We start from the raw sequence: 22,386 nt of genomic DNA, 5'->3' as shown, positions 1-22,386 counted from the left end.
TATTCGAGCTCAGTTGTGGTCAAAAAAGCTCAGGCCGCCCCGGCGCCCGCCCAACAATCTTTGCGCACCTATCGCGATCGCTTTCTGGCCATCAACGAGGGCCGTTTGACGCGCCTGCGCGAAAGCCTGCAGACCAAACAGAAACAATGCCTGGAACTGCTGCCGCTGCTGTTTCACACCCATCTGCGCGGCTCACCGGGCTATTTTGTCGAACCGGACGTGCCCACCGGCGTGATTCAATACCAGCCCACCCAGGGCACACTGAATCTGCTGCAGGCGATCAACTTCTCCGCCCGACCTGGCACCGCCCGTGCCCTGAATCCGCAAATTTCCGGCCTCTATCTGATGGGCTCGTCTGGCTCAGTGGCGCAATCGACCAGTTCCGACCTGGATATCTGGCTGTGCTACCGGCCCGATTTGACGCCGCGCCAGATCGATCTGCTGGAAACCAAAGCCGAGATGATCAGCCTCTGGGCCGAAGGCTTTAATCTGGAAGTGCACTTCTTTTTGATGAACTCCCAGCAGTTCGAAGCCGGCGATCAGCGCTCGCTGACCGGCGAAAACTGCGGCTCCACCCAGCATTTTTTGTTGCTCGATGAATTCTATCGTACTGGCCAATTGCTGGCTGGCGCGCCGCCGGCCTGGTGGTTTGTACCGTCCGATCAGGAAGATCGTTACGAAACCCTGGTCAGGGAATTTCGCGGTCGCGGCGTCGCCCGGCTGGAAGAGTCGATCGATTTCGGCGCGCTGCCCTCGCTGCCGGCGGGCGAGTTTATCGGCGCCGGCATGTGGCAGCTGTACAAAGGCATCGATTCACCGCACAAGTCGGTGCTCAAATTGCTGTTGCTGGAAGTCTATGCGCGCGAATTTCCCCAGGTCACCAGCCTGGCGCACCAGTATAAAAGCGCCATTCATCATGGCTCCGTCGAACTCAATGAGCTCGATCCCTACGTCATGCTGTACCGGCGCATCGAACGCTATTTAAGCGAGCAAAATGAAACCAGTCGGCTGGAACTGATCCGCCGTTGTTTCTATTTCAAAGCCGGCATACCGCTGTCGAAACCGGCCAAGTCGAGCACCTGGCGTCGCGCTCTGATGGCGGAACTGACCAAGGAGTGGGGCTGGCAAAGCGATTACCTGGCTTATCTGGACGGTCACACCGGTTGGCCGATTCAGGACATCATGGCCGAACGCAAACTGCTGATTAACGAGCTGACGCGGTCCTATCGTTTCCTGACCAAATTTGCCGCCGAGCATGAAAGCAACCATATGATGAGTCAGCAGGATCTGCTGATTCTCAGCCGCAAACTGCACGCTGCTTTTGATCGCCGGCGCGGCAAAATTGACTTCATCAGTTTCGGTCACGAAGTCGACCTGAGCCACGAAAAAATCCGCATCAAGGAAGTTGGCCCGCGTAAAGGCAAGCCGTCTTACTGGGTGGCGCACAGTCAGTTACCCAACGGCCAGATCGGCAGCACCCTGAAAAAATCCAGTGGTCTGCTGGAGACCATGCTGTGGTGTCACCTCAACGGCCTGCTGGCTGCTCACCTGCACATACCGGTGTTCTCGCAATACAGTGCGGTGACCAATTTTGAAGTGCGCAAGACGCTCGCCGACCTGCGCCAATCGCTGCCGCTGGGTATGCCGCCGGTGCCGCAGTCGAGCTTCTACAGACCGGCGCAGGTGGAACGCGTGCTGCTGTTTTCCAACCTCGGTTGCGATCCGCTGCAGCATCTGACCCGGCGCGGCCTGCAAAAAATCTCCGCGCGCTCCAACAGCCTCGATTTCAGTTCGCTGCGCGAAAATCTGGTCGCCAGCATCGACATGGTGGTGATCAATTCCTGGGGCGAAGTGGTGGTGGAACATTTCGATCAGGTCGATGCGCTGCCCCAGTCGATTCATTTTTTGCTGTCGCTGCTGGCGCGGCAGAAATACGTGCACCGGCCGTTGCTGGAATCCTTCTGTCATAACCAGACCCGACCGTCGGCCATCGCTAAACGCATCCAGGATTTGTTCGAGGATGCGGTTTCAGCGCTGTACGACGTGGCCCGCCGCCAGCCAGTGCGTTTTCTCTACAACCTGGGTGAGCAGTATCAGGCGCTGACCATCAACAAACGTCAGCTCAACAGCCTGAGTTTCGATACCGAGGATGAGTTGATCGACTGGCTCGGTCAGGAACAACCAAGACGCAGCCGCCTGTTGCCGGACCGCCATTTCGAAACCGATAAAAACCGCCTGCGTGCGGTGATCGATCAGCAGGAAGAGGAAGGCGTTACTCTGGTTTATCAGGTGAGCAAACGCATCGCGACGGTCTATGTCATCGACGAAAACGGCTCACTGTTTTGCTTCCGCCAGGCGGTGCTCAGCAAGACCAGTTTGCTGGCCTCGCTGCTGCGTTTTCTGAAGGTGACCGAGCATCGTTTGTACGCCCACGACAGCGATTTGCCGCCGGGTACCACGCCCATTCAGTGCTACGAAATGACGCTCTTGCCGAGCGGTATTCCCAGCATGAAACGAATGCGCACCTCGACCCTGATGGAAGCCAAGTACGACACCCATGTGCCGGCGGTGATGGAATTGGGGCCGGATGGCAGCCCGGAATATCTGGTGTTGTGTAACGATCAGGAATTTTCCAGCCAGGAACTGGGCGATGAATTCTTCACTCAGGTCGCCGATCAGGTGCGGCGTTCGCGTGACCCCGGCGCCCCTGGTCCACTGCACATTACCGACTTGACTCTGTCCGACCGGGTTATCGCCAGTCTGCCCAATGGTCAGGCGCAGAGCATTCACTATCTGCGCTACAAGCTGCGGCTGGAACACCGCATCAATGAAGCCATGCAACAGCAGGCATCGTCGCAGCCGACAGACAACAACGCGCCGGTGCCGATCCAATCAGCGGCGCAGCGTCGCCGCTAATTCCGCCAACGCCTGCAGATCCGGAATACTGGCTTTGCCCAGCTGAGTGATCACCGCCATGCGTTGCATCGGCGCCCGATGCGCCAGGCTGTCTTCGCGCACTTCGGCCTCACTCAATCGCAGCAGCCGCGGTATGCCCTGAATGCGCAGCCCGAAAAAAAGCGCTTCGTTCTGTGCGGATAAGACATTGAATATCGCCAGGCGAGTGCCGGCTGAATCGGCGGCCAGGGTTTGGCCGTTGGCCATTTCATAGCTGATAACCGGTACCGACTGAGCGCGCCAATCGAGCCAGCCCAGCAACCAGTCCGGTGCTTCACGGTCGGGCTTAAGATCGGCATTGGCGATGACTTCAGCAATGGCCACCTGCGGCACCACCAGGCTTTTTTGCTGCATCGGCACCCAGAAAGTCGCCAGCCGTTCATCACCGGGCGGTGACTCAAATTCAGTCGTCATCACGGGTTACCGGCGCACACAGGCGCGCAATACAGTCGAGCAGCACATCTTCCTGAAAGGGTTTGCCCAGGTATTCATTGACGCCAATCGACAGGGCACGCTGGCGATGTTTAGCGCCGGTGCGCGAGGTGATCATGATGATCGGCAGCTTGTGCAGACGCTCATCGTGACGCACCTGCTGGGCGACTTCGAAACCATCCATATTGGGCATTTCGATATCCAGCAGCATCACATCGACCGGCTGTTCCTGGAGCAACTGAATCGCTTCCAGACCGTCTTTGGCCAGCCAGACATGCCAGCCCTGACGCTCCAGCAACCGACTGGTGACCTTGCGCACCGTGACCGAATCGTCGACCACCAGAATGTTCAACGTCTGGCCTGCTGATGTCGGCGTGGTGTTTTTGGCGCTGCGGCGCAGCAACGGCGCCAACTGGGAGGCATCAACCGGACGATGCCGCAACAGCGCCGCCGGATCGAGAATCACCACCACCGAGCCATCGCCGAGAATGGTGGCGCCGGAGACGCCGGCCAGGGCGCTGAATTGCGGGCCCAGAGTTTTTACCACGATCTCGCGTGAGCCCAGCAACTGATCCACATAAAGCGCCACCGGCTGGGTCGAATCGCTGCCGGGCACCAGGATCAAAGGCACCGCTGTGCTGTCGGCGCTGAGCTCAGCGATCTGACCGGCATCGAGCAAAGCACCGAGATAGAGCGTTTGGTAACGGGTACCGGCGTAATCGAAACCGGACTGTTCCCCGTGCGCCATGGCATCCAGCTGTTGCGCCGGCACCCGGACGATGCCCTCGATGGTGCTCAGCGGTAAGGCATAAAAATCGTTGCCGATACGCACCATCAGGGCGCGATTGACCGACACCGTAAAGGGCAGCCGGATGGTGAACTGACTGCCTTCGCCCGGCCGGCCAGCGATGCTCATGCTGCCGCCGAGCTGTTTGACTTCGGCGTGCACCACATCCATGCCAACGCCGCGACCGGACACCTGGGTCAGCGCTTCGGCGGTGGAAAACCCCGGTTCGAGAATCTGCTGGATAATGGCGTGATCATCCAGCGCCGTGTCTTTGCTGATCAGCCCCATTTGCTCGGCACGCTGGCGAATGCGCTCAACATCGAGACCGGCGCCATCGTCGCTCAGCCGCAGCACGACATCGGCACCTTCGCGCGCCAGGCTTAATTCAATCTGCCCCTGCGCTGCTTTGCCAGCATCGCGGCGCTGCTGCGGTGTTTCGATGCCGTGATCGACGGCGTTGCGCAGCATGTGTTCCAGCGGCGAAATCATCCGCTCCAGCACCGTCCGGTCGACCTCGCCTTCGGCATTGGCGACGCTGAATTCGACTTCCTTCTCCAACTCGGAAGACAGCTGCCGCACCATGCGCCGCAGCCGCGGCACCAATCGGCTGAACGGCACCAGCCGCGTTTGCATCAGACCTTCTTGCAGTTCCGAATGCAGCCGGCCCTGCTGCTGCAATAAGGTTTCGGTATCGCGGCTTTTATCGACCAAAGTGTCTTTCAGGTCGCTGAGGTCGGAACTGGCTTCGAGCAGCGAGCGCGACAACTGCTGAATGTGCGAATAGCGATCCATTTCCAGCGGATCGAAGTCGGCATCGCCCTTGTCGATGGCGCGCTCCTGACGGAACAGCACCTGCGCCTCGGTTTCCATATCCAGATGCCGCACCTGCTCACGCAGCCGCTCCAGCGTGGCGTCCATATCGGTCAGGGTGAATTGGAAATCGCTGACTTCCTGTTCCAGCCGCGCCCGCACAATGGAGGATTCGCCGGCCAGATTCACCAGCCGCTCGAGTAGATCGGCGTTGACCTTGATGCTGTCCTGGCTGGGGGCGCGCGTCGCAGGCGCAGCCGCGACGTCGGAAGTGGTGTCCAGGCGGGGCGAGGTCTCCGCCGCCTGCGGCATAACGCTGGGACCGAAATCGTGCGGGCTGTCATCGCGACTGAGCAGGGTGCGCATGCTGTCGACGCCCTGCACCAACCGATCCTGGCGCGCCAGCATGGCGGCGAAGAAGGCGTCATTAAGCTGGGTCGGGTCGGCTTCGGCCTGAGCCACCTCGGTCTCGAACTCATGGCACAGATCAGCCAGGCGTTTCAGCTTGGCCAGATGGGCGCCACCTTTGAGGGTGTGCAGCACCCGCATCAGCTCCGCCGGCGCTTCAGCATGACTGGTATCGGCCTGCCAGGCTTCGAGCAGCTGTTCGATTTCGACCAGTAACTCAGCCGCTTCATCGACAAAGATGTCGAGAATATCCAGGTCGACCTCATCGGCCGAGCCCGTTACTCCAGGCGCAACAGACACAGCGGTGTGCGCACTGACATCAGCTTCGGCCAGTGGCGCCGTCGTCGGCTTCTTCGTCGTCGGCTTCGACTTCGGTTTCGTCCGGCTCGGCGTCGCTTTGCTGTGTTGACGAATCGTCTCCATCAAGCTCTTCGCCGACCGGCAGCTCCGACTCGTGGTGATCTGCTGGATCATCGTCGCCAGTTGATCCTGGCTGCGTTGCATCAGTCCCAGCAATCTCTTGCTGGGCTGCAACTTTCCCTGACTAAGGCCCTCGTACATCGATTCCATCTCGTGCGCGAGCTCCGACACCGGTTCGATCTCGGCCAGGCTGGCGCCGCCTTTCAGGGTGTGCAGATCGCGCTGCAGGCCTTCCACCGCCAACGTATTGGTGGTGTCGGCTTCCCACTGTTCCAGCGCCGTCTGCATGCTGTCGACCAGATCGCGCGCTTCTTCGAGGAAGATATCCACCAGTTCGCTGTCGCCGCTGACCCGGAACACCTCTTCGGCCTCGCTGAGGTCGGGCGTTGCTGCGCCCGCATCGGCGGGCGGCTGATCGCCAGCTTCGGGAATCAGGTCGTGACGGATCATGGTGTCCATCGGCGTCAAGCGCTGTGGCGGTTGATTCAGCGGATCGGCATCGGCCCGGTAGCGGCGCAGCTGGGTGACAAAATCGCTGTCGACCGAGACATCCTGACCGGCGGCCAACTGATCCAGCTGTTCGATCAGTTTTTCCTGACCACGCTGGGCCAGCGCAAAGAAATCATCATCGGGCTCGACTTCACCGGCCAGCGCCATTTCGATCATCAAGGCCAGGCCGCGACTCATTTCCACCACCGGCGGCAGATTCAGGTCGCGCCCCTGTTCCGACAGCCGGTTCAATTCATGGCCCAGCGTTGCCACCGCCTCGCCGGGTTCGCCATCCGTCTGCCACTGCTGAAAGGTGCGCGGCGCTTCGAGCAGCGTATCGACGCCTTTGGACATCAGCAGTGAATTGAGGTCGGTGGTCGGCGGCTCAGCCGGCGCTTCGGCGTCAGTGGCTGCTTCTGCGTCAAACTCTGCTTCCAGCTCGGTCGCCGGGCCGCTGGCGCGCACCACCCGGTCGATAAAGTCCAGATCATCCGGCTCACTGCGACCGTCAGCCGCAGCCCGCAGACGCCGCACGCCTTCGTTAAGCAGTTCAATCATCTGCGCATTGAGCGGCTGACGTTGTTCGTGCAGTTCGCGCACCCGCTGTTCCAGCGGCAGTACCAGATCGGCGACAGCGTCGACGCTGGCCATGCGCGCCGAGCCTTTGATGGTATGCAGCGCACGATGCAAGCGCTCCGGCACCGGCTGATCGGTATCGGCCTCTTCCAAGAAGTGCTCGACAAATTCCAGGTGTTCGTCCAGCTCCTGCTGGAACACGGCCAGCAGTTCGTCATCGGATTCGGCGGGTTGATCGTTTTCATCAACGTCTGGTTCGGCGTCGTCGCCGCTGGCGTTCCAGTCGACCGGCTGACCGCGCGCCAGCAGATGTGCTTTGTCGGCCAGATCGTCGGCGCGGCGAGCATCGGGCGTCTGGCGTTGTTGATAGGCGGCCACCAGCGCCGGCAGTTCGTCGATCACGCCTTCGAGCACCTGCAACAGGTCATCACTGCGCGAAATAGTGCCGTCGATCAAGCGGCTGAGCATGTTTTCCACCGCCCAGGCAGTCTCGCCGATGACTTCAGCGCCGGCCAGTTCGCCGCTGCTTTTCAGGGTATAGAAGGCGCCGCGCAGTTCGCCCAGGGCTTCGCTGTCGTCGGCCTGATCGCGATAACGCGGGTAATGCTCGGCCAGTGTATCGAGCACTTCGCCAACTTCTTCGATAAAGATGTCGACGATATCGGCGGCAACCAGGTCGGCATCAATGGCGCGTTCCAGCGCCAGGCCATCCAGGTCGCTGGGGTCCAGATCGGTCGGTTCCAGATCGCGTGGGTCGAGGTCGGTCAGGCTCGGATCGGGAGTATCGATCGAGCTCAGGTCGTCATCGCTGTTACCCAGGTTGGCCAACTCAAGGTCGGTCAGCGGCAGGTCTTCCAGCGCCAGCTCTTCGTCGTCGACTTCGAAGGCGTTATCGATGGCCTCGCTGAGGTCGAGTTCCTCGTCCTCATCCTCGTCGTCCAGAGCGGCGGCGGCCAGGGCCGCTATTTCATCGAGTTCGTCGGCGCTGATGGCGTCTTCGTCGTCATCATCGTTATCCAGCAGGGCATCAAGATCGGCGAGGTCATCAAGGTCTTCGCCATCGTCGTTCAGCAGATTGGCCACGCCGGCTTCGTCGAGTTCGTCAACGCGGTCCAGGCTGCTGTCATCGTCGCCGGAATCGTCGCCGTCTTCGCTGAGCAGATTATCGAAGTCGGCGGCGTCGTAGTTACTGCCTTCTGTCTCTGTCTCAGCGTCCAGCGGTTCGGATTCAGCCTCGGCGGTAGCATCCAACGGGCCGCTGCCCATCTGTTCCAGGGCGGCTTCGTCGGCGGCGGTTTCGTCATCGCTGTCATCACCGTCGATATCATCCAGTGCCGGATCGGTGGCAAAGCTCGATTCCGCTTCGGCCAACCAGCTGTCGATGCCGTCGATATCCAGCGCTTCGGCGTCCTCGTCGCTGTCATCCTCTGAGCTGTCTTTGTCGTCGGCCCGGCCGCGCACATCGCCGGCGTCCATTTCCAGGCTGGTGAGAGCATCGGGTTCTTCGTGCTCCGACGCCGCGTTAAAGCCGTCCAGATCATCGAGCACCGAGCTGAAATCGTCGTCCGCTTCCATGGCGCTGAATACGCCATCGAGATCCTCATCCAGATCACTGCCCGTGGCGGCCTGCAAGTCGGCCGGAAAGCCCAGGGAGGTAATGGCTTCGGCGGCATTTTCCAGCAGACCGACATCAGCCGCGCCTTCACGCGCCAGCTGCTCCAGGTAGTACTGGACGCCGATGATGGCATCGGCCAGGGCGTCCATATCGGTGGCCTCGGGCACCTCGTCGTCGACCATCAGCTGCTGGCTGATATAGCCATCGATGCAGCGCAGCACTTCATCGGCTTCCGGCAATGGCACTTCGTCGAGGTCGGAACGCAGCGAGCCCATCTCGGCCGGAATGGTGGCCAGTGTTGCGGTGTCCCAACGTGATTGGGCAAATTCTGCCAGCGCGTCCTTAACGCGTTCCAGGCCAGCGCTGGCGTCCTGAATGATGGCGTCCTGGGCCGGGCTCAGCCCGGACGGGCGGTTTTCATTGGCGGTCTGAGCCGCTGCTGGGGCTGTTGCGGTCGGCTCTGGCGCAGGCTCTGCTTCGGCTGACGGCTCTGCATCGGCGGACGGCGCTGCGGCCGAGGCTGATTGTTCGCTGTCGGCCTGAGCCAGTTGATAGAGCAGTTCTTTCAGCAGGTCGTCATCCGGCGGCAGGCCGACCACTTCCACCGGGTTTTCCAGCAGGTGTTTGAGTTCGGTGTCGAGCTGGCGTAATAACTCGACCACCGCAGCGCTGCGCGCCAATCGGCCGGACGCCAGTGCCGAGGTAAAGACATCACTGATGCGCCACAACGCAGCAACCGGGGTTTTCTCGGTCAGCAGCGCCAAGCGCGAAACCGCCTTGCCGAGATAACTCAGGTTGGCCTCGACATCCAGCTCACGCAGCCAGCCAAGCAGCGCCAGTTCGTACATCTGCCGCAGCTTGCGCACCAGTTGCAGCACATTGTTTTGCCGGAACAGTTCGATGCCGGAGTGGTCGCTGGTGACATTGGCCGCATCCAGGTCCGGATGAAACAGCGCAGCTTCGCTGAGTTCGTCTTCGCCGCGCGCAGCGCGCAGCTGATTAACGGCGGGTAAGATCAGTGCCCGGCTGTCGTCCTGGCCTTGCGCCAGACGATCGAGATAAACCGGCAATTGAGCGCTGGCATCGAGCAGCCTTTGCACCGCGTCCGAGGTTGACTCGACTTCGTCATCAAGCAAGGCCTGGTTCAGGTGTTCCAGTTCTTCAGCCAACAGCGAGGCGCTGTGGCATTCCACCATCTGCAGCGAACCGCTGATCTGGTGCAAGGCCGCGGCGCTGGTCTGTAAGGCAGCGGGATCGGGTGTATCGAGATGGCTTTGCAGCGCGTCCGTGGCCGTTCGCAGGGTCTTGTCGATCTCCCCCCGAACCCATTCCAATGCTATGTAATCACGGCGCTCGACCATGCCGTTACCCCTTGTATTGCGTATCGATTATCCGCCTATCGACGCAGGCAGACTTAGCGGTGGTAAAGCCTGTTTCAGCCGCCTGGCGTCCGTGCCAGGCGAGCGTCTTGTTCGCACTTAAGCCGGTATTCTGACTCAAGTTCAGCGCTCTGCCCAATTCAACCCGATTGGCTCGGTTCGACACTGGGTTATCGGCGCCAGTTGCGCTGGCTGTAATGCGCGATGGCGTTTTGTGAGCACCGCCGGCAATGCAATCAGCGCACCGTGCCATCATCATCCAGCGCCGGCAGGAAGGGCACCTCGGGGTATTCCTCTGCCGCCGGCAGCTTAAAGCCGGCGACCGAGGAACGCAGATCGCGCGCCAGCTGCGCCAGATTACCAATGGAACGCGCGGTGGCGTTGGTTCCGGCGGATGTCTGAGAGGTGATTTCCTGAATTACGTTCATGGTATTGGAGATATGCCCGGCCGACGACGCCTGCTGGCGCGCGGCATTGGAGATGGTCTGAATCAGGTCAGCCAGATTGCGCGATACCGCTTCAATTTCCTCGAGCGCAACGCCGGCGTCTTGTGCCAGGTTGGCGCCACGCACCACTTCGGCAACGGTCTGTTCCATGGAGATCACCGCCTCATTGGTGTCGTTTTGGATCGTCGTCACCAGCGCTTCGATCTGGCGGGTGGCCGCCGAGGAACGTTCGGCCAGGCGCTGCACTTCATCGGCGACGATGGCGAAACCACGGCCGGAGTCACCGGCCATCGAGGCCTGAATGGCGGCATTGAGCGCCAAGATGTTGGTCTGGTCGGCGATGTCGTTGATCAGCGAGACGATATCGCCAATCTCCTGCGACGACTCGCCCAGCCGCTTGATGCGCTTGGAGGTGTCCTGTATCTGCTCGCGAATGTTGTCCATGCCGCTGATGGTCGCCTGAACGCCATCGGCGCCTTTCTTGGCGATGCCCACCGAACGCTCGGCCACACCAGCCGATTCCAGCGCATTGGCCGATACCTGATCGATCGACGCCGCCATCTCGTTGACCGCCGCCGAAGCGCCGGCAATTTCATGCGCCTGATGATCGGACGCTTCCGCCAGATGCATGGCCGTGGCCTGCGTCTGCTGGGCCGCTGACGACACTTCCACGGCGGTGGAATTAATGGATGAGACCAATTGGCGCATCTGGTCGATGGCGAAGTTGATGGAGTCGGCAATGGCGCCGGTAAAGTCTTCGGTCACCGACGCCTGGGTGGTCAGATCGCCATCGGCCAGATCGGTCAACTCATCGAGCAGACGCAGAATGGCGTTCTGGTTCTGTTCGTTAGCCGCTGCGGTTTCGCGCAAGTCACGCTGGGTGTCGCGCACGATAACAAAGACCGCCAGCATCACCAGCACCAGGGCCAGCACGCCCAGGCCGTAAAGCAGCCAGGTACTGCTGAGCGGACGCTGATTGGCTTCCTGCTGAATGCGCGCCGCCAGTGCTGAGGTTTCTTCCAGCAAACGTTGAGAATCGATAAAGATGGCCGCCGCCGACGCTCGCACCGCAAACAACTGCGGCGAGGTGGCGATGATCTCATTGACCGACAGCGACACCCGATCAAACAAGCGGCCGATCTCATCGAGCGTTTCCCGCGCCGCCGGATCGTCAACCCGAACAATACGCGGCCGGTCACTGCCAACGCGCATGCCGTTCAGCACCTGCTGAAAGCGGGCGGCATCGCGTTCGAAGGTATCGGCCGCAACCACCGCACCTTCGCCGCCCACCCGCACGCGGTTGATCGAGCGCATGATGCGTTCGGCCAGCCAGATTTGTCGGGTCGCCAGCGCCACCTGCGCCGGTTCGGCGTCGCCGCGCAACATAATATCGACCACTTCGTCATACTCGACCTGCATTTCCGGCACCCGCGCTGCCAGCACCTCGGCGGTGGCCAGCAGGTTCAGAATGGTCTCGCGCGATTCAATAATGCGGCTGGCGTTGTCGCTGACCGGTCCCCAGACCCGCGCCAGCTGGTCGGTATCGATGTTGGCGGCGTGCTCAATCAGCGCGGGCGTTTCGGTGCTGTCATCGCCGTCGAGCACATAGTCGTAACGCGCCTGGAAGTTATCACGGGCGCGCTGCAGCAAGGCAAAGGCATCGGCCTGGCCGGCCGAAGCTTCCGACGCATTCTTGGCAATCTCCTGCGACAGCACGCGCATTTCGCCGACCTGATCGAGCAGATCCTGATCAAAACGATTAAGCCGGAAGTTCTGCACCACCAAAGCCACCAAGCTGAGAATCACCACCAGCAAAGCCACCAGCAGCAGACCCAACTGACGGTTGGTGCTGAGAATGGCCAGAACATTGCCGGAGTTATGCTTCATCATCGGGCCTCAGAATGGCTAAGCGGCTGGCACGGACGGGGCAGATAGCTCATTACCTTCACGACAGCGCCACCGCCTGAAAACGCTGATCGGCATAGAGCGCTGCCAGGCTAATCAGCGCCCAGCTGCGCTGATCACGTCGGTATTGGCCGCGAACAAAAGGTTTTAAGCGCTCATCGACTTCAGGTAACGCAGCGCTGAAATCGGTGTCGTCGAAATGCTGCACGCCATCGAGCGCCTCGACCAGCAGGCCGTCGGTCTGCTCACCCTGCTCCATCACCAGCACCGGCTTACCGATCCGGCTCGGACCGGCATCACTGAAACCGAAAAAACGGTTCAGATCGAGCAGCGGAATCAAGCGGCCGCGCACATTGGCAACCCCCAAAACCCAGGGCTGCACATTGGGCAGGCGAGTGGTTGGCGGCGCCTGGAGAATTTCACTGACTTCGGACATGGCCACCACCAGTGACTGCTGCCCGAGGCGAAAACCGATGCCGTGCCAGGCGGCATCCATATCGGTGCCTTCGGGCAGGCCGGCGGCCTGAAGGTGACAGCGCTGCGCCATATCACGCAACAGCTGCAGGGGCGTCTGGTCCGCCATGGTGGCGCAATCAGTCCTGGGTGTTACCAGTCAGCGCACCGGCAATAACGGCAGCCAACTGATCTTCGGTCACCGGCTTAACCAGATAACCACTGGCGCCCTGGCGTTTGCCCCAGACGCGGTCGGTTTCCTGATCTTTGGTGGTGACGATGATGACGGGGATATGGGCAGTGTCGCTGCCCTTGGTGAGCTGGCGCGTGGCCTGGAAACCATTGAGACCGGGCATGACGATGTCCATCAACACCACATCCGGCAATTCCTGGCGCGCCAGGGCAACGCCATCGGCGCCATTATCGGCGGTTAGCACCTCATAGCCGTGCTTTTCCAACATGCCCTGGAAGGCATACGTCTCAGTTGGGGAATCGTCTACTATCAGAACACGTGCCATGAGTTTCCTATTGATTCGATCGATGCGGGCACCGGCCCGCGGGTACAGAGGTTAGTATCTTCGTTATTGAACGTAATCGCGAATGGCCTGCAATAAATCCGCATCGGCACAGGGCTTGGTCAGGTAATGATCACAGCCAACAATCTTGCCCTGCGCCTGATCGTACAAACCGTCTTTGCTCGACAACATAATCACCGGCGTTTCGCGGAACCGGCTGTTGTTCTTGATCAGCGCACAGGTCTGATACCCATCGAGCCGCGGCATCATTACATCCAGAAAAATAATGTCCGGTTTGGAATCGGCAATTTTGGCCAGCGCGTCAAAACCATCGGTAGCGGTCACCACCTGGCAACCAGCGTCCAGCAACACCCGGCTGACACTGAAGCGAATGGTTTTGGAGTCATCGATGACCATGACCGTCAGACTCTCGTAGCTGTAATCCATGGCATCATCCCAGGGCGACTGTTGCCTGACGTTGTCGATTCGGCGCATTCAAGCGGGCTCAACACCCCCTTTCTGCCGTCAAAGCGGTGGCAGAAAGTGTCGCTAAAGCGCGGCTAAAACCGTCAATTCTTGTATCACAGATCGTCCGCTTTCGCTATATGAAGGCCGCGCCAGCGCGCCCTGACAGCAAAGCAGTACCGCCTGAGAAAGGCAAAAGCACGCAGTTGTTTTTGCCATCGACGGCATCCATTACCATAGCCCTCACATTAACGCTTAAGGCAAACCTACAGATGAGTCTGAACATCGGCGTCGTCATGGACCCCATCGAAGCCGTGACCTACAAGAAGGACAGCACCCTGGCCATGCTTTGGGCCGCCCAGGACCGAGGCTGGAACATCCACTATATGACGATGACCGATCTCTATCTGGACAACGGTAAACCCATGGCGACGACACAGCCATTACAGGTGCACCGCAATCCTGAGCATTTTTACGATCTGGGTGAGGCGACCACCACCGCCCTGGCCGACCTCGACGTCATCCTGATGCGCAAAGACCCGCCGTTCGACAACGAATACATCTACGCCACCTATATGCTCGAACGCGCTGAACAGGAAGGCGTGCTGATCGTCAACAAGCCGCAAGCGCTGCGCGACTGCAATGAGAAGTTCTACGCCACCGCCTTTGCCGACTTTACGCCGCCGCATCTGATCACTCGCGATGCGGCTCGGCTGAAAGCCTTCCACCAGCAACACGGCGACGTCATCTTCAAGCCGCTCGACGGCATGGGCGGCAGCTCCATCTTCCGCCTGAAAGCCGACGATCCCAACGTCTCGGTGATCATCGAAACCCTGACCGAGCACGGCCAGCAACAGACGATGGCGCAAAAATACCTGCCGGAAATCAAGGACGGCGACAAACGCATCCTGATGATCGACGGCGAGCCCATCGACTACTGCCTGGCACGTCTGCCGGCCAAAGGCGAAACCCGGGGCAATCTGGCCGCTGGCGGTACCGGCCGTGCCCAGCCGCTGAGTGAGCGCGATCGCGCCATTGCCGCGCACATCGGACCGGAGCTGAAAAAGCGCGGGCTGATCTTTGTCGGTCTCGACGTCATCGGCGACTACGTCACCGAAATCAACGTCACCAGCCCGACCTGCATCCGCGAAATCGACAACGCCTTCGACACCGACATCGCCGGCAAACTGATGGACGTGATCGCCGCGAAGCGAGGCCTGAACTGATGGCGGTCAGCGTCGGCGCCGTCGATCGCCTCAGTTTTACGCTCTTCGTGGCGGTTGGCCTGCATGCGCTGGTGATTTTCGGCATTGGCTTTAGCAATCCCGAACCGCACCAGTTGCCGCCGACGCTGGATGTGACGCTGGCGCAACACGCCAGCGACACCAGCACACCTTTGGATGAAGCCGACTTCCTGGCCGACGCCAACCAGCAAGGCAGCGGCACCCAGGAAGACAAAGCCCAGTTGACCTCGACCGAACAGGCCGAGATCGAAGACAACCAGATTTTCCGCACCACACCGGAAGTGCAGCAAATCAGCTTTGCCCAGCAGGACGCCCAACGCGCCCTGGTGACCACAACGGGCGACAGCGAACGCAGCATCAACAATCAACCCAGCGAAGAAGCCATCACCGACCCCAGCCAGGCCAGCGATTCCGCCTTGCTGGTCAGCCAGGTCAGCGACATCGCCACGCTGCGCGCCATGCTCGATGAAAGCCGTCAGAACCTGGCCAAGGCACCGCGCACCCGCACGCTGACCGCCGTTTCCGCGCGCCAGTCACTCGATGCCGCCTACGTCTACGGCTGGCTGGAAGAGATTGAACGCATCGGCAACCAGAACTACCCCCAGGCGGCGCGCCAGCAACGCCTGACCGGCAACGTCCGTTTGGCGGTGACCATTCGCGCCGACGGCAGCCTGGCGAATGTCAGTGTGACGCGCAGCTCCGGCCATGCCGTGCTCGACCAGGCCGCGCAGCGCATCGTGCATTTAGCCGCGCCGTTTGAGCCATTTACGCTGGAGATGCGCCAGGAATACGACCAGTTGGAAATCATCCGCACCTGGCAGTTCCGCACCGACAACCGCTTCGGCCGGCAGGACTCATGAGTAACGACGGCCGCTGGCTGGGCTTCGACTTCGGCCTCGCCTGGATCGGCGTCGCCGCAGGCCAGCATCTGACCCAAACGGCCAGCCCGCTGCCACCGCTGCGCGCGCGCGACGGCATTCCCAACTGGGATGACATCGATGCCTTGGTCAAAGAATGGAAGCCAGCCGGCTTCGTGGTCGGCATTCCCTACCATATGGACGGCAGCGACAGCGAGATGGGCACCCGCGCCAACAAATTCCGCAAGCGCCTGCACGGCCGTTATGGCCTGCCGGCCGAAGCCATCGACGAACGCTTATCCAGCCGCGAAGCCCGCGCTCAACTGGGCGAACGCGGCAAAAGTTTAAGCAAGGCACGGCAGGCACAGGTGGATAGCATTGCGGCGCAATTGATTCTGGAAACTTTTTTACAACGCGCCAAAGCCGACTAACGATTACGCAACCAACGCACCGGCCGGGTAGAACTGGCGCCTGATGAGGGTGTCGGCAGCATGGATGCTGCCGTCAAGCTTACAGGGACGTATTCACAGCGGCCCTCATCAGGCGCCAGATCTGCCCGAGCCAGCACCACCAAACGTACCGGCTTTGATGAGTACGACTCCTGTAGGGGTGTCGGCAGCATGGATGCTGCCGTCTAGCGTACAGGGATGTATTTACAGCGGCCCCGGAAGGCGTCGCACTCATAAAAGCCAAGCACCACTGAACAGAATTTCCGCCCTATGCAACAGCAACCGGTCCCACAACCCGACCTGCCAACCGGCTACTACAAGGACAACTTCGACCGTCTGCTGGCCACCGTGGTCGAGCGCTACGACGACCTACTGGCCGACGAGGACCGCGACTTTATTGCCGCCTACCAAAACCTGTCGCTACCCAGCGCCCGTTTACTGGTCCGGCTCTACACCCGCAAAGGCCCAACCTTCCGACAAAGCAAACTCAGCTACGCGGAAATTCCCGATCTCGATGTAGCCGTCGAGGAACTCACCGAGGCCAAACTGCTCGACGCCGACCCAGAACTCAGTGCCGGCGAAGTCGCACAATTATTAACGCTGGCCGAATTGCGCAAACTCGATTGGGTTCCCAATCCTAAACGTCCCAAAAACGAATTACTGGTCGAGTTAGCAGACTGGGAAGAAGTTCGTTGCGCAAGCGACTGGCAGTTAGATGAACGCCTTATCCAACCGCAACATTGGCTAACCCTGCGCCGCCTGCAACTGCTCTATTTCGGCAACGAATACCAAAGCCTCACCGACTTTGTGCTCTCCGACCTGGGCCTGTTTCAGTACGAAGATTATCCGCTCGGCAAAGCCAACCGCTGGTTCGAACACAGCGACGAACTGCACCATCACCTGTTGATCGGCGAATTAAAAAGCGCCGTTTATGAAGCACGTGAAGCGGGCGATGTTGACGCTCTGGCAGAGCTCGCCGAACCCATTCTGCAAATCGATTGGCTGGGCAGCGCCAAACCTCGCGCCGACCGCCTCGCCAACCGCTTGGGTTTTCGGCTGGAACAATGGGGCGAACCGGAACTGGCACTGAAATTATTTCAGACCAACGACCAGCCGCCAGCGCGTGAACGGCGCTGCCGGATTCACTACAAAGCCGAGCGTTTTGTCGCCGCTCAGGAAGAACTCGACGCCATTCGCCTTGACCCCAAAGACGCCACCGAAGCGCGATTTATCAGCCGATTTGCGCCGCGCCTGGCGAAAAAACTCAAGCTCAAAATCGAGCCGATTCCGGCACCGGTGTTAAGCGAAAAAAACCATTCATGGCCGCAAGGCGAAGGCAGCGTCGAACAGCAAGTCTGCGCTCGGCTCGACGATGCCTACTGGTTAGAAAATTTATTGCCGCTGGGCGTGTTCGGTCTGATTCACTGGCAATGGATTTTTCAGCCAGTCGCCGGCGCTTTTCACCACCCGTTTCAACAAGCACCGGCGGATTTATACGAGCCGGATTTTCTAACCCGGCGCGGCACCAGCACTCAACAACTTTATGGCGAATTGACCGAGGCTCTGGCCCGACAATTAATCACCGAAAACTGGGACGCCAAAGTCGGCCGGCAGAATCCGTTCGTGCACTGGGGCGCACTCGATAAAGAATTAGTACTGCGCGCCTTCGATGCCCTGCCCTGGGATCACTGGCTGGCCATCTTCAGACACCTCTGGCTCGACCTAAAACGTCATCGCGCCGGCTTCCCAGATCTGTTTCAGTTCACCAAAAACGGCGGCCGTTTTATCGAAGTCAAAGGTCCCGGTGATCGCCTGCAGGATAACCAGCGTGACTGGTTGGCGGTGTTCGAACAGGCCGGCATCGCCGCCGAAGTCTGGTATATCCGCTATGAATAAGCGGGTGAGATTTAAAGTTTCCATTCGCGCCCTGGCCGATTTTTGTCTGGCCGAAGGCGATCTGGTCTCGGGTTTCAGAGTGACGCCCAGCGCGCTCGAAGGTCGGGAAATTCACGGCCTGGCGCAGAAACGTCGGCAGCCGGATTATCGCCCCGAACAAAAGGTCGAACTGTTGTGGCAACAGCCGGAGTTTGATCTGGTGGTCGGCGGCCGCATCGACGGCGTCTGGCCCGGCGGCATCGAAGAAATAAAAAGCTGCCGTGTACCGCCGGAAGAATTACCGGAATCGAGCCGCGCCCTGAACCGTTTGCAGGCGCAACTCTATGCGGGCCTGTGGGCCTTGCAGCATAGTGAGCCCGATCACTGGACTGTCCGGCTCAGCTACATTCACAGCCAGACGCAACAGGAATGGCCGCAGGACGAAACGCACTCGCGCCTGGAACTGGTCGATCAACTGATGGCGGCACTGGCGCGCTACGACGCCTGGCTGCAACGCTTGCTCGAACACCGGCGCGAACGCGACGCAGCTTTAAGCCAACTGAGTTTTCCCTTCGCCACCATGCGCCCGGTACAGCGCCAGATGGCCGAGACCGTCTATAAAGCGCAGGCCACGCATCGACAAACCTTAATCGAAGCGCCAACGGGTACCGGTAAAACTTTGGCGGCTTTATTTCCGGCGTTAAAAGCGCTCGGCGAAAGCCATCATCAGGGCGTCTATTACCTGACGATGAAAACCACCGGCCAGCCACTGGTGCTGGAAACCGTCGAACAATTAAAGATCGACGAAGGCCGGCTCAACACCGTCAATCTGCACGCCAAGGACCGTCTCTGCCTGAGCCCGGACACACCCTGCGACGGCGCGCTTTGCCCTTATGCCAACGACTATTTCGGCAAACGCCAGCGCTTGCGCGAACGGCTGTTCGAACGCAATCGTTGGGATGCAACAACGCTTAAAGAACTGGGCGAAGCCGAACAAATCTGTCCTTATTACCTGAGTCAGGATTGGGCACTCTGGGCCGATCTGGTGGTGGGCGATATCAATTATCTGTACGACACCACGGCGGTGCAGCCGTACCTGCTAAAAGAAATCGACAACCAAGTTGCCGTGCTGATCGATGAAAGTCACAACCTGATCGACCGTGGCCGCGCCATGTACAGCGCCGAATTAACGGGTGCAGTCATCGAAGCGGTGCAGCAAAAAGCGCCGGATGGCATCAAGAAATCGCTGAAGCCAGTACGCGATGCGTTGCGACGTTGTCAGCCGGAAAATCCGGGTTTGTCGGATCAGACACCGGAGGCATTGGTGCAGACTTTGCGCACCTGGCTGCAAACCAGCGCCCGGCTGTTGCGCGAATCACCGTTCTGGGAACCGCCGCCGGAATGGCAACGATTGATCTTCGACGCCGGTCGTTTTATTCGCATTCACGAACTCTCCGACCCGCGCGATTTTTGCTGGCGTTATACGCCCGGCAAACCGGCCGAGCGCGGCGTCGAAACGCTGTGCCTGAATCCATCACGGTTGCTCGGTGAAAAACACCGGCTGGTCAACTCCGTCGCAGCGTTCAGCGCCACGCTCGCGCCCTGGCATTACAGCCAGACGATGACCGGTTTGGCCGAGGCCGTACCACTGGCGCTGGAGTCACCATTCAAACCTGAGCAATTTCAGGTCACCTTAGTCACCGATGTTTCGACCCGCTTTCGCGATCGCCAAACCTTGCCGCAACAAGTCGTGCCACTGATTCAGGCGTTCCGAAAAAGCACGCCCGGCAATGCGCTGGTGTTCTTTTCCAGCTACCGCCAACTGGCCGATTGCGAAGCGCAATTGGCGAACGACCCGGGCGTCATCGCCCAGCGCCGCGACACCACTTTGTTGGAACGCTTGGCATTGCTGGATCGGCTGCGCACCGAACGCGGTTTAATGGTGTTGGCACCGCTCGGTGGCGTGCTCGGCGAAGGCGTGGATTTACCGGGTGATGCGCTGACTGGCGTCTTGGTCGTCGGCCCGGGTTTGCCGCAGGTGAACGATCTGAACGATCGCATTCGCGGCGCGCTCGATGCCGACGGCCAGCCCGGTTTCGATTTTGCGTATCGTTTTCCAGGCCTGCACAAAGTCTTACAGGCAGCCGGTCGCTGTGTGCGTAATGAAAGTGATCGTGGGGATATCTGGCTGGTGGATGATCGGTTTCGGCGTTATCAGCAAAGTGGCTGGCTGCCGCCGCACTGGACGGTGCGTCATGCCCGCCGTGCCGACTTACTCGCCGGCACAGCAACTAGGCCAGAGTAACGCAGTTACGGCCCGCAGCTTTGGAGCGGTACAAGGCCTGATCGGCTTCGATCATCCAATCCTGATAACGCTCATAGCGGCTGTGCCAGCCGGCCACGCCCAGACTGATGGTCACCTGCAACGGACCTGACTGCTCGTCTTCAACCACCAGCGCTTCCACCTGTTCGCGCAGCCGTTCGGCTAAACGCACCGCATCATCCGGTGGTGTGTCGGGCAGAATTAACGCAAATTCTTCGCCGCCAAAACGGCCGGGAAGATCGCTGGCGCGAATGGTTTTACGCACCACCTCGGCAACCTGGCGCAGCATAAGATCACCGGCCAGATGGCCATTAATGTCGTTGAGTTGTTTGAAGTGATCGATGTCGAAAATCACCAGCGAGGTAACCTGCGCCGCGCGTTTCTGGCGACGAAATTCCTGCTCCAGTTGTTTCTCCCAATAGCTGCGGTTGTACAAACCAGTCAGACCATCGAGTCGCGATAATTCCTTCAACTGAGCATTAGTGCGTTGTTGTTCAAGCTTGTTCACCGCCTCGTCGGTGACGTCATAAATAATGATGCACAGGCTTTCGACTTCGCCGCGAATATTGGTCACCGGAATAAAGGTGCAGTTCTGATACATAAACTCGGCCGAGCCGGTTATTGGCCGATTATTTTTGAAGCGCAACAGATAAGGCCGTTGTTCCCAGGTGGTGAAAGCACGGTTTTTTAATTGCACCACGGTGCGCGATTTATGCTCGAACCATTCGCGCGGCAGGTCGGGAAAAACCTCAAACAAATCCCGGTCGATGGCGTCATCCGGAGAGATGCCACTGTGGTTCTCCATAAAGCTGTTCCAGGCCAGGATGCGGTTGTCGAGGCGCACCACCAGAATACCGACGTCGATGGTCTGCAACACATCCATCAGCCAATGAAATTCGGCCAGATTTGAATCTGCGGTCGACATCCTTACTCCATCAAATAATGAATCTTGTCTTCAAGCACCTTGATGCTGTCTTCGGTAAACAGCAGCAACAAGTCGCAATCGACACTGTGGCCTTCGAGCCGATAGGGAATTTCCACGGTCAGCGCACGCTGCCAGCCGGTCGAGGAATTGCGCACCAGATCTTCGATATTCACATGCTGACCAAGCAACACCGGCTGGCCCTGACTGAAGGTCAGATCAAGCTGTTCGGCGAGACCTTTCAGACAAGCGCCAATCAAAATATTGGCGATGTCCATGAGCAATTCCAGTTCGATTTCCGGAGTGACTTCGCCGCTGTAACTGGTTAATTCTGCGATGTCGGAAAAGCTGGTGTCGTTGAAAATCAACAAGGCTTCGCCGGAGATGCGCGAGCCGACAAAGCCCTGGCAGACGGCGCTGACCGAGGAGACGCTGCGCAACGACGACAGCGCCATATTCAGCTCCGACCGCTCCAGCAGATTCACCACCGGAATGGGCAGCACCACATAGGTATCGAGCAGGCGTGCCAGCAGATCGGCCGCCCGGCCCATGGCGACATTGGTGACTTCGCGCAAGGCGTCGCGCAGTTCGTCATCCAACTGGTAATCGCTCATGCATCACTCCGCATAGAGTCCGAAATCGCTCAGCACCTTGGTTAACTGAGCCTGGTCCACCGGTTTTTTAATAAATTCCAAAGCGCCCATTTTTTTCACGCGGCTGACGGCTTCAGGCTGGATATCGCCGGAAATCACAATCACCACCGAAGGCAGATCTTCGGTTTTGATCACTTCCAGAACCTGGTAGCCATCCATCACCGGCATGGTCAGATCGAGAAAAACCACCTCGCCTTTGCCTTCGCGAATGGCGGCCAAACCTTCCTCACCATTGCCGGCAAATTCGACCGTCACCTCCCAACCGGGTGGCAAAGCACGTTGTACTTGCTTGCGGGCAAAACTGGAATCGTCACAAATCAGCACTGGGGTCGACATGCCTACTCCAAAGATCGGCCCGGTCCTAACCGGGCCAATAACGTCAGTAAAGTTGATGGTTAGACAAACAGC

General features: G+C 59.5%; 15 protein-coding genes. 6 read left to right on the top strand and 9 right to left on the bottom strand.

Annotated elements, in window-relative coordinates:
• The first annotated feature begins 15 nt into the window (after window positions 1-15).
• Window positions 16-2,916 (top strand): class I adenylate cyclase, encoded by a 2,901-nt coding sequence (locus tag ABMA60_RS04045; protein ID WP_392799076.1) that lies wholly within the window; start codon window positions 16-18, stop codon window positions 2,914-2,916.
• Here the strand turns inward: ABMA60_RS04045 and ABMA60_RS04040 are convergent.
• The 6 genes from ABMA60_RS04040 to ABMA60_RS04015 all read right to left on the bottom strand — a co-directional run bounded on the left by ABMA60_RS04040 (window position 2,893) and on the right by ABMA60_RS04015 (window position 13,637).
• Window positions 2,893-3,369 (bottom strand): chemotaxis protein CheW, encoded by a 477-nt coding sequence (locus tag ABMA60_RS04040; RefSeq protein WP_392799073.1) that lies wholly within the window; start codon window positions 3,367-3,369, stop codon window positions 2,893-2,895. The two genes, ABMA60_RS04045 and ABMA60_RS04040, sit on opposite strands and share 24 nt — an antisense overlap.
• Complete coding sequence (locus tag ABMA60_RS04035; protein WP_392799070.1) at window positions 3,359-9,853, bottom strand: Hpt domain-containing protein; 6,495 nt, start codon at window positions 9,851-9,853, stop codon at window positions 3,359-3,361. Before ABMA60_RS04035 ends, ABMA60_RS04040 begins: the two co-directional genes overlap by 11 nt.
• Window positions 9,854-10,107: 254 nt before the next feature.
• Entirely contained in the window at window positions 10,108-12,204 is a 2,097-nt protein-coding gene (locus ABMA60_RS04030) for a methyl-accepting chemotaxis protein (RefSeq protein ID WP_392800411.1), read from the bottom strand.
• Window positions 12,205-12,262: 58 nt separating this feature from the next.
• Entirely contained in the window at window positions 12,263-12,805 is a 543-nt protein-coding gene (locus tag ABMA60_RS04025; RefSeq protein WP_392799068.1) for a chemotaxis protein CheW, read from the bottom strand.
• Window positions 12,806-12,815: 10 nt separating this feature from the next.
• Window positions 12,816-13,193 (bottom strand): twitching motility response regulator PilH, encoded by a 378-nt coding sequence (pilH, locus tag ABMA60_RS04020; protein ID WP_392799065.1) that lies wholly within the window; start codon window positions 13,191-13,193, stop codon window positions 12,816-12,818.
• A 63-nt stretch (window positions 13,194-13,256) separates the two neighbouring features.
• The gene (locus tag ABMA60_RS04015; protein WP_392800408.1) at window positions 13,257-13,637 is read right to left on the bottom strand and encodes a PleD family two-component system response regulator; all 381 of its coding nucleotides are present in this window, start codon (window positions 13,635-13,637) and stop codon (window positions 13,257-13,259) included.
• A 290-nt stretch (window positions 13,638-13,927) separates the two neighbouring features.
• Between ABMA60_RS04015 and gshB the strand changes: the two genes are divergently transcribed.
• The 5 genes from gshB to ABMA60_RS03990 all read left to right on the top strand — a co-directional run bounded on the left by gshB (window position 13,928) and on the right by ABMA60_RS03990 (window position 20,385).
• On the top strand, window positions 13,928-14,881 hold the full coding sequence (gene gshB / locus ABMA60_RS04010; RefSeq protein WP_392799062.1) for a glutathione synthase: 954 nt from the start codon (window positions 13,928-13,930) through the stop codon (window positions 14,879-14,881).
• Window positions 14,881-15,759 carry an energy transducer TonB gene (locus ABMA60_RS04005; protein ID WP_392799059.1) on the top strand — a complete coding sequence of 293 codons (879 nt, stop codon included), beginning with the start codon at window positions 14,881-14,883 and terminating at the stop codon, window positions 15,757-15,759. Before gshB ends, ABMA60_RS04005 begins: the two co-directional genes overlap by 1 nt.
• Entirely contained in the window at window positions 15,756-16,187 is a 432-nt protein-coding gene (gene ruvX / locus ABMA60_RS04000) for a Holliday junction resolvase RuvX (protein ID WP_392799056.1), read from the top strand. The genes ABMA60_RS04005 and ruvX overlap by 4 nt, the downstream gene beginning before the upstream one ends.
• Window positions 16,188-16,475: 288 nt before the next feature.
• Window positions 16,476-18,101: a VRR-NUC domain-containing protein gene (locus ABMA60_RS03995; protein WP_392799053.1), complete on the top strand. Its 1,626-nt coding sequence runs from the start codon at window positions 16,476-16,478 to the stop codon at window positions 18,099-18,101.
• Window positions 18,102-18,105: 4 nt separating this feature from the next.
• Window positions 18,106-20,385 carry a helicase C-terminal domain-containing protein gene (locus ABMA60_RS03990; RefSeq protein ID WP_392799050.1) on the top strand — a complete coding sequence of 760 codons (2,280 nt, stop codon included), beginning with the start codon at window positions 18,106-18,108 and terminating at the stop codon, window positions 20,383-20,385.
• Here ABMA60_RS03990 and ABMA60_RS03985 read toward each other — a convergent pair.
• Genes ABMA60_RS03985 through ABMA60_RS03975 form a run of 3 tightly spaced genes read right to left on the bottom strand, consistent with a single transcriptional unit; the run spans window position 20,372 to window position 22,314 of the window.
• Window positions 20,372-21,328, bottom strand: a complete 957-nt coding sequence (locus tag ABMA60_RS03985; RefSeq protein ID WP_392799047.1) for a diguanylate cyclase — start codon at window positions 21,326-21,328, stop codon at window positions 20,372-20,374. The two genes, ABMA60_RS03990 and ABMA60_RS03985, sit on opposite strands and share 14 nt — an antisense overlap.
• Before the next feature lie 2 nt (window positions 21,329-21,330).
• Window positions 21,331-21,939 (bottom strand): histidine kinase, encoded by a 609-nt coding sequence (locus tag ABMA60_RS03980; protein WP_392799044.1) that lies wholly within the window; start codon window positions 21,937-21,939, stop codon window positions 21,331-21,333.
• Window positions 21,940-21,942: 3 nt separating this feature from the next.
• Entirely contained in the window at window positions 21,943-22,314 is a 372-nt protein-coding gene (locus ABMA60_RS03975) for a response regulator (protein ID WP_392799041.1), read from the bottom strand.
• Window positions 22,315-22,386 lie beyond the last annotated feature (72 nt).

It is taken from the genome of Saccharospirillum sp. HFRX-2, assembly GCF_043196805.1.
Classification (GTDB): Bacteria; Pseudomonadota; Gammaproteobacteria; order Pseudomonadales; family Natronospirillaceae; genus Saccharospirillum.
This window is presented reverse-complemented; position numbering and strand designations above follow the sequence as displayed.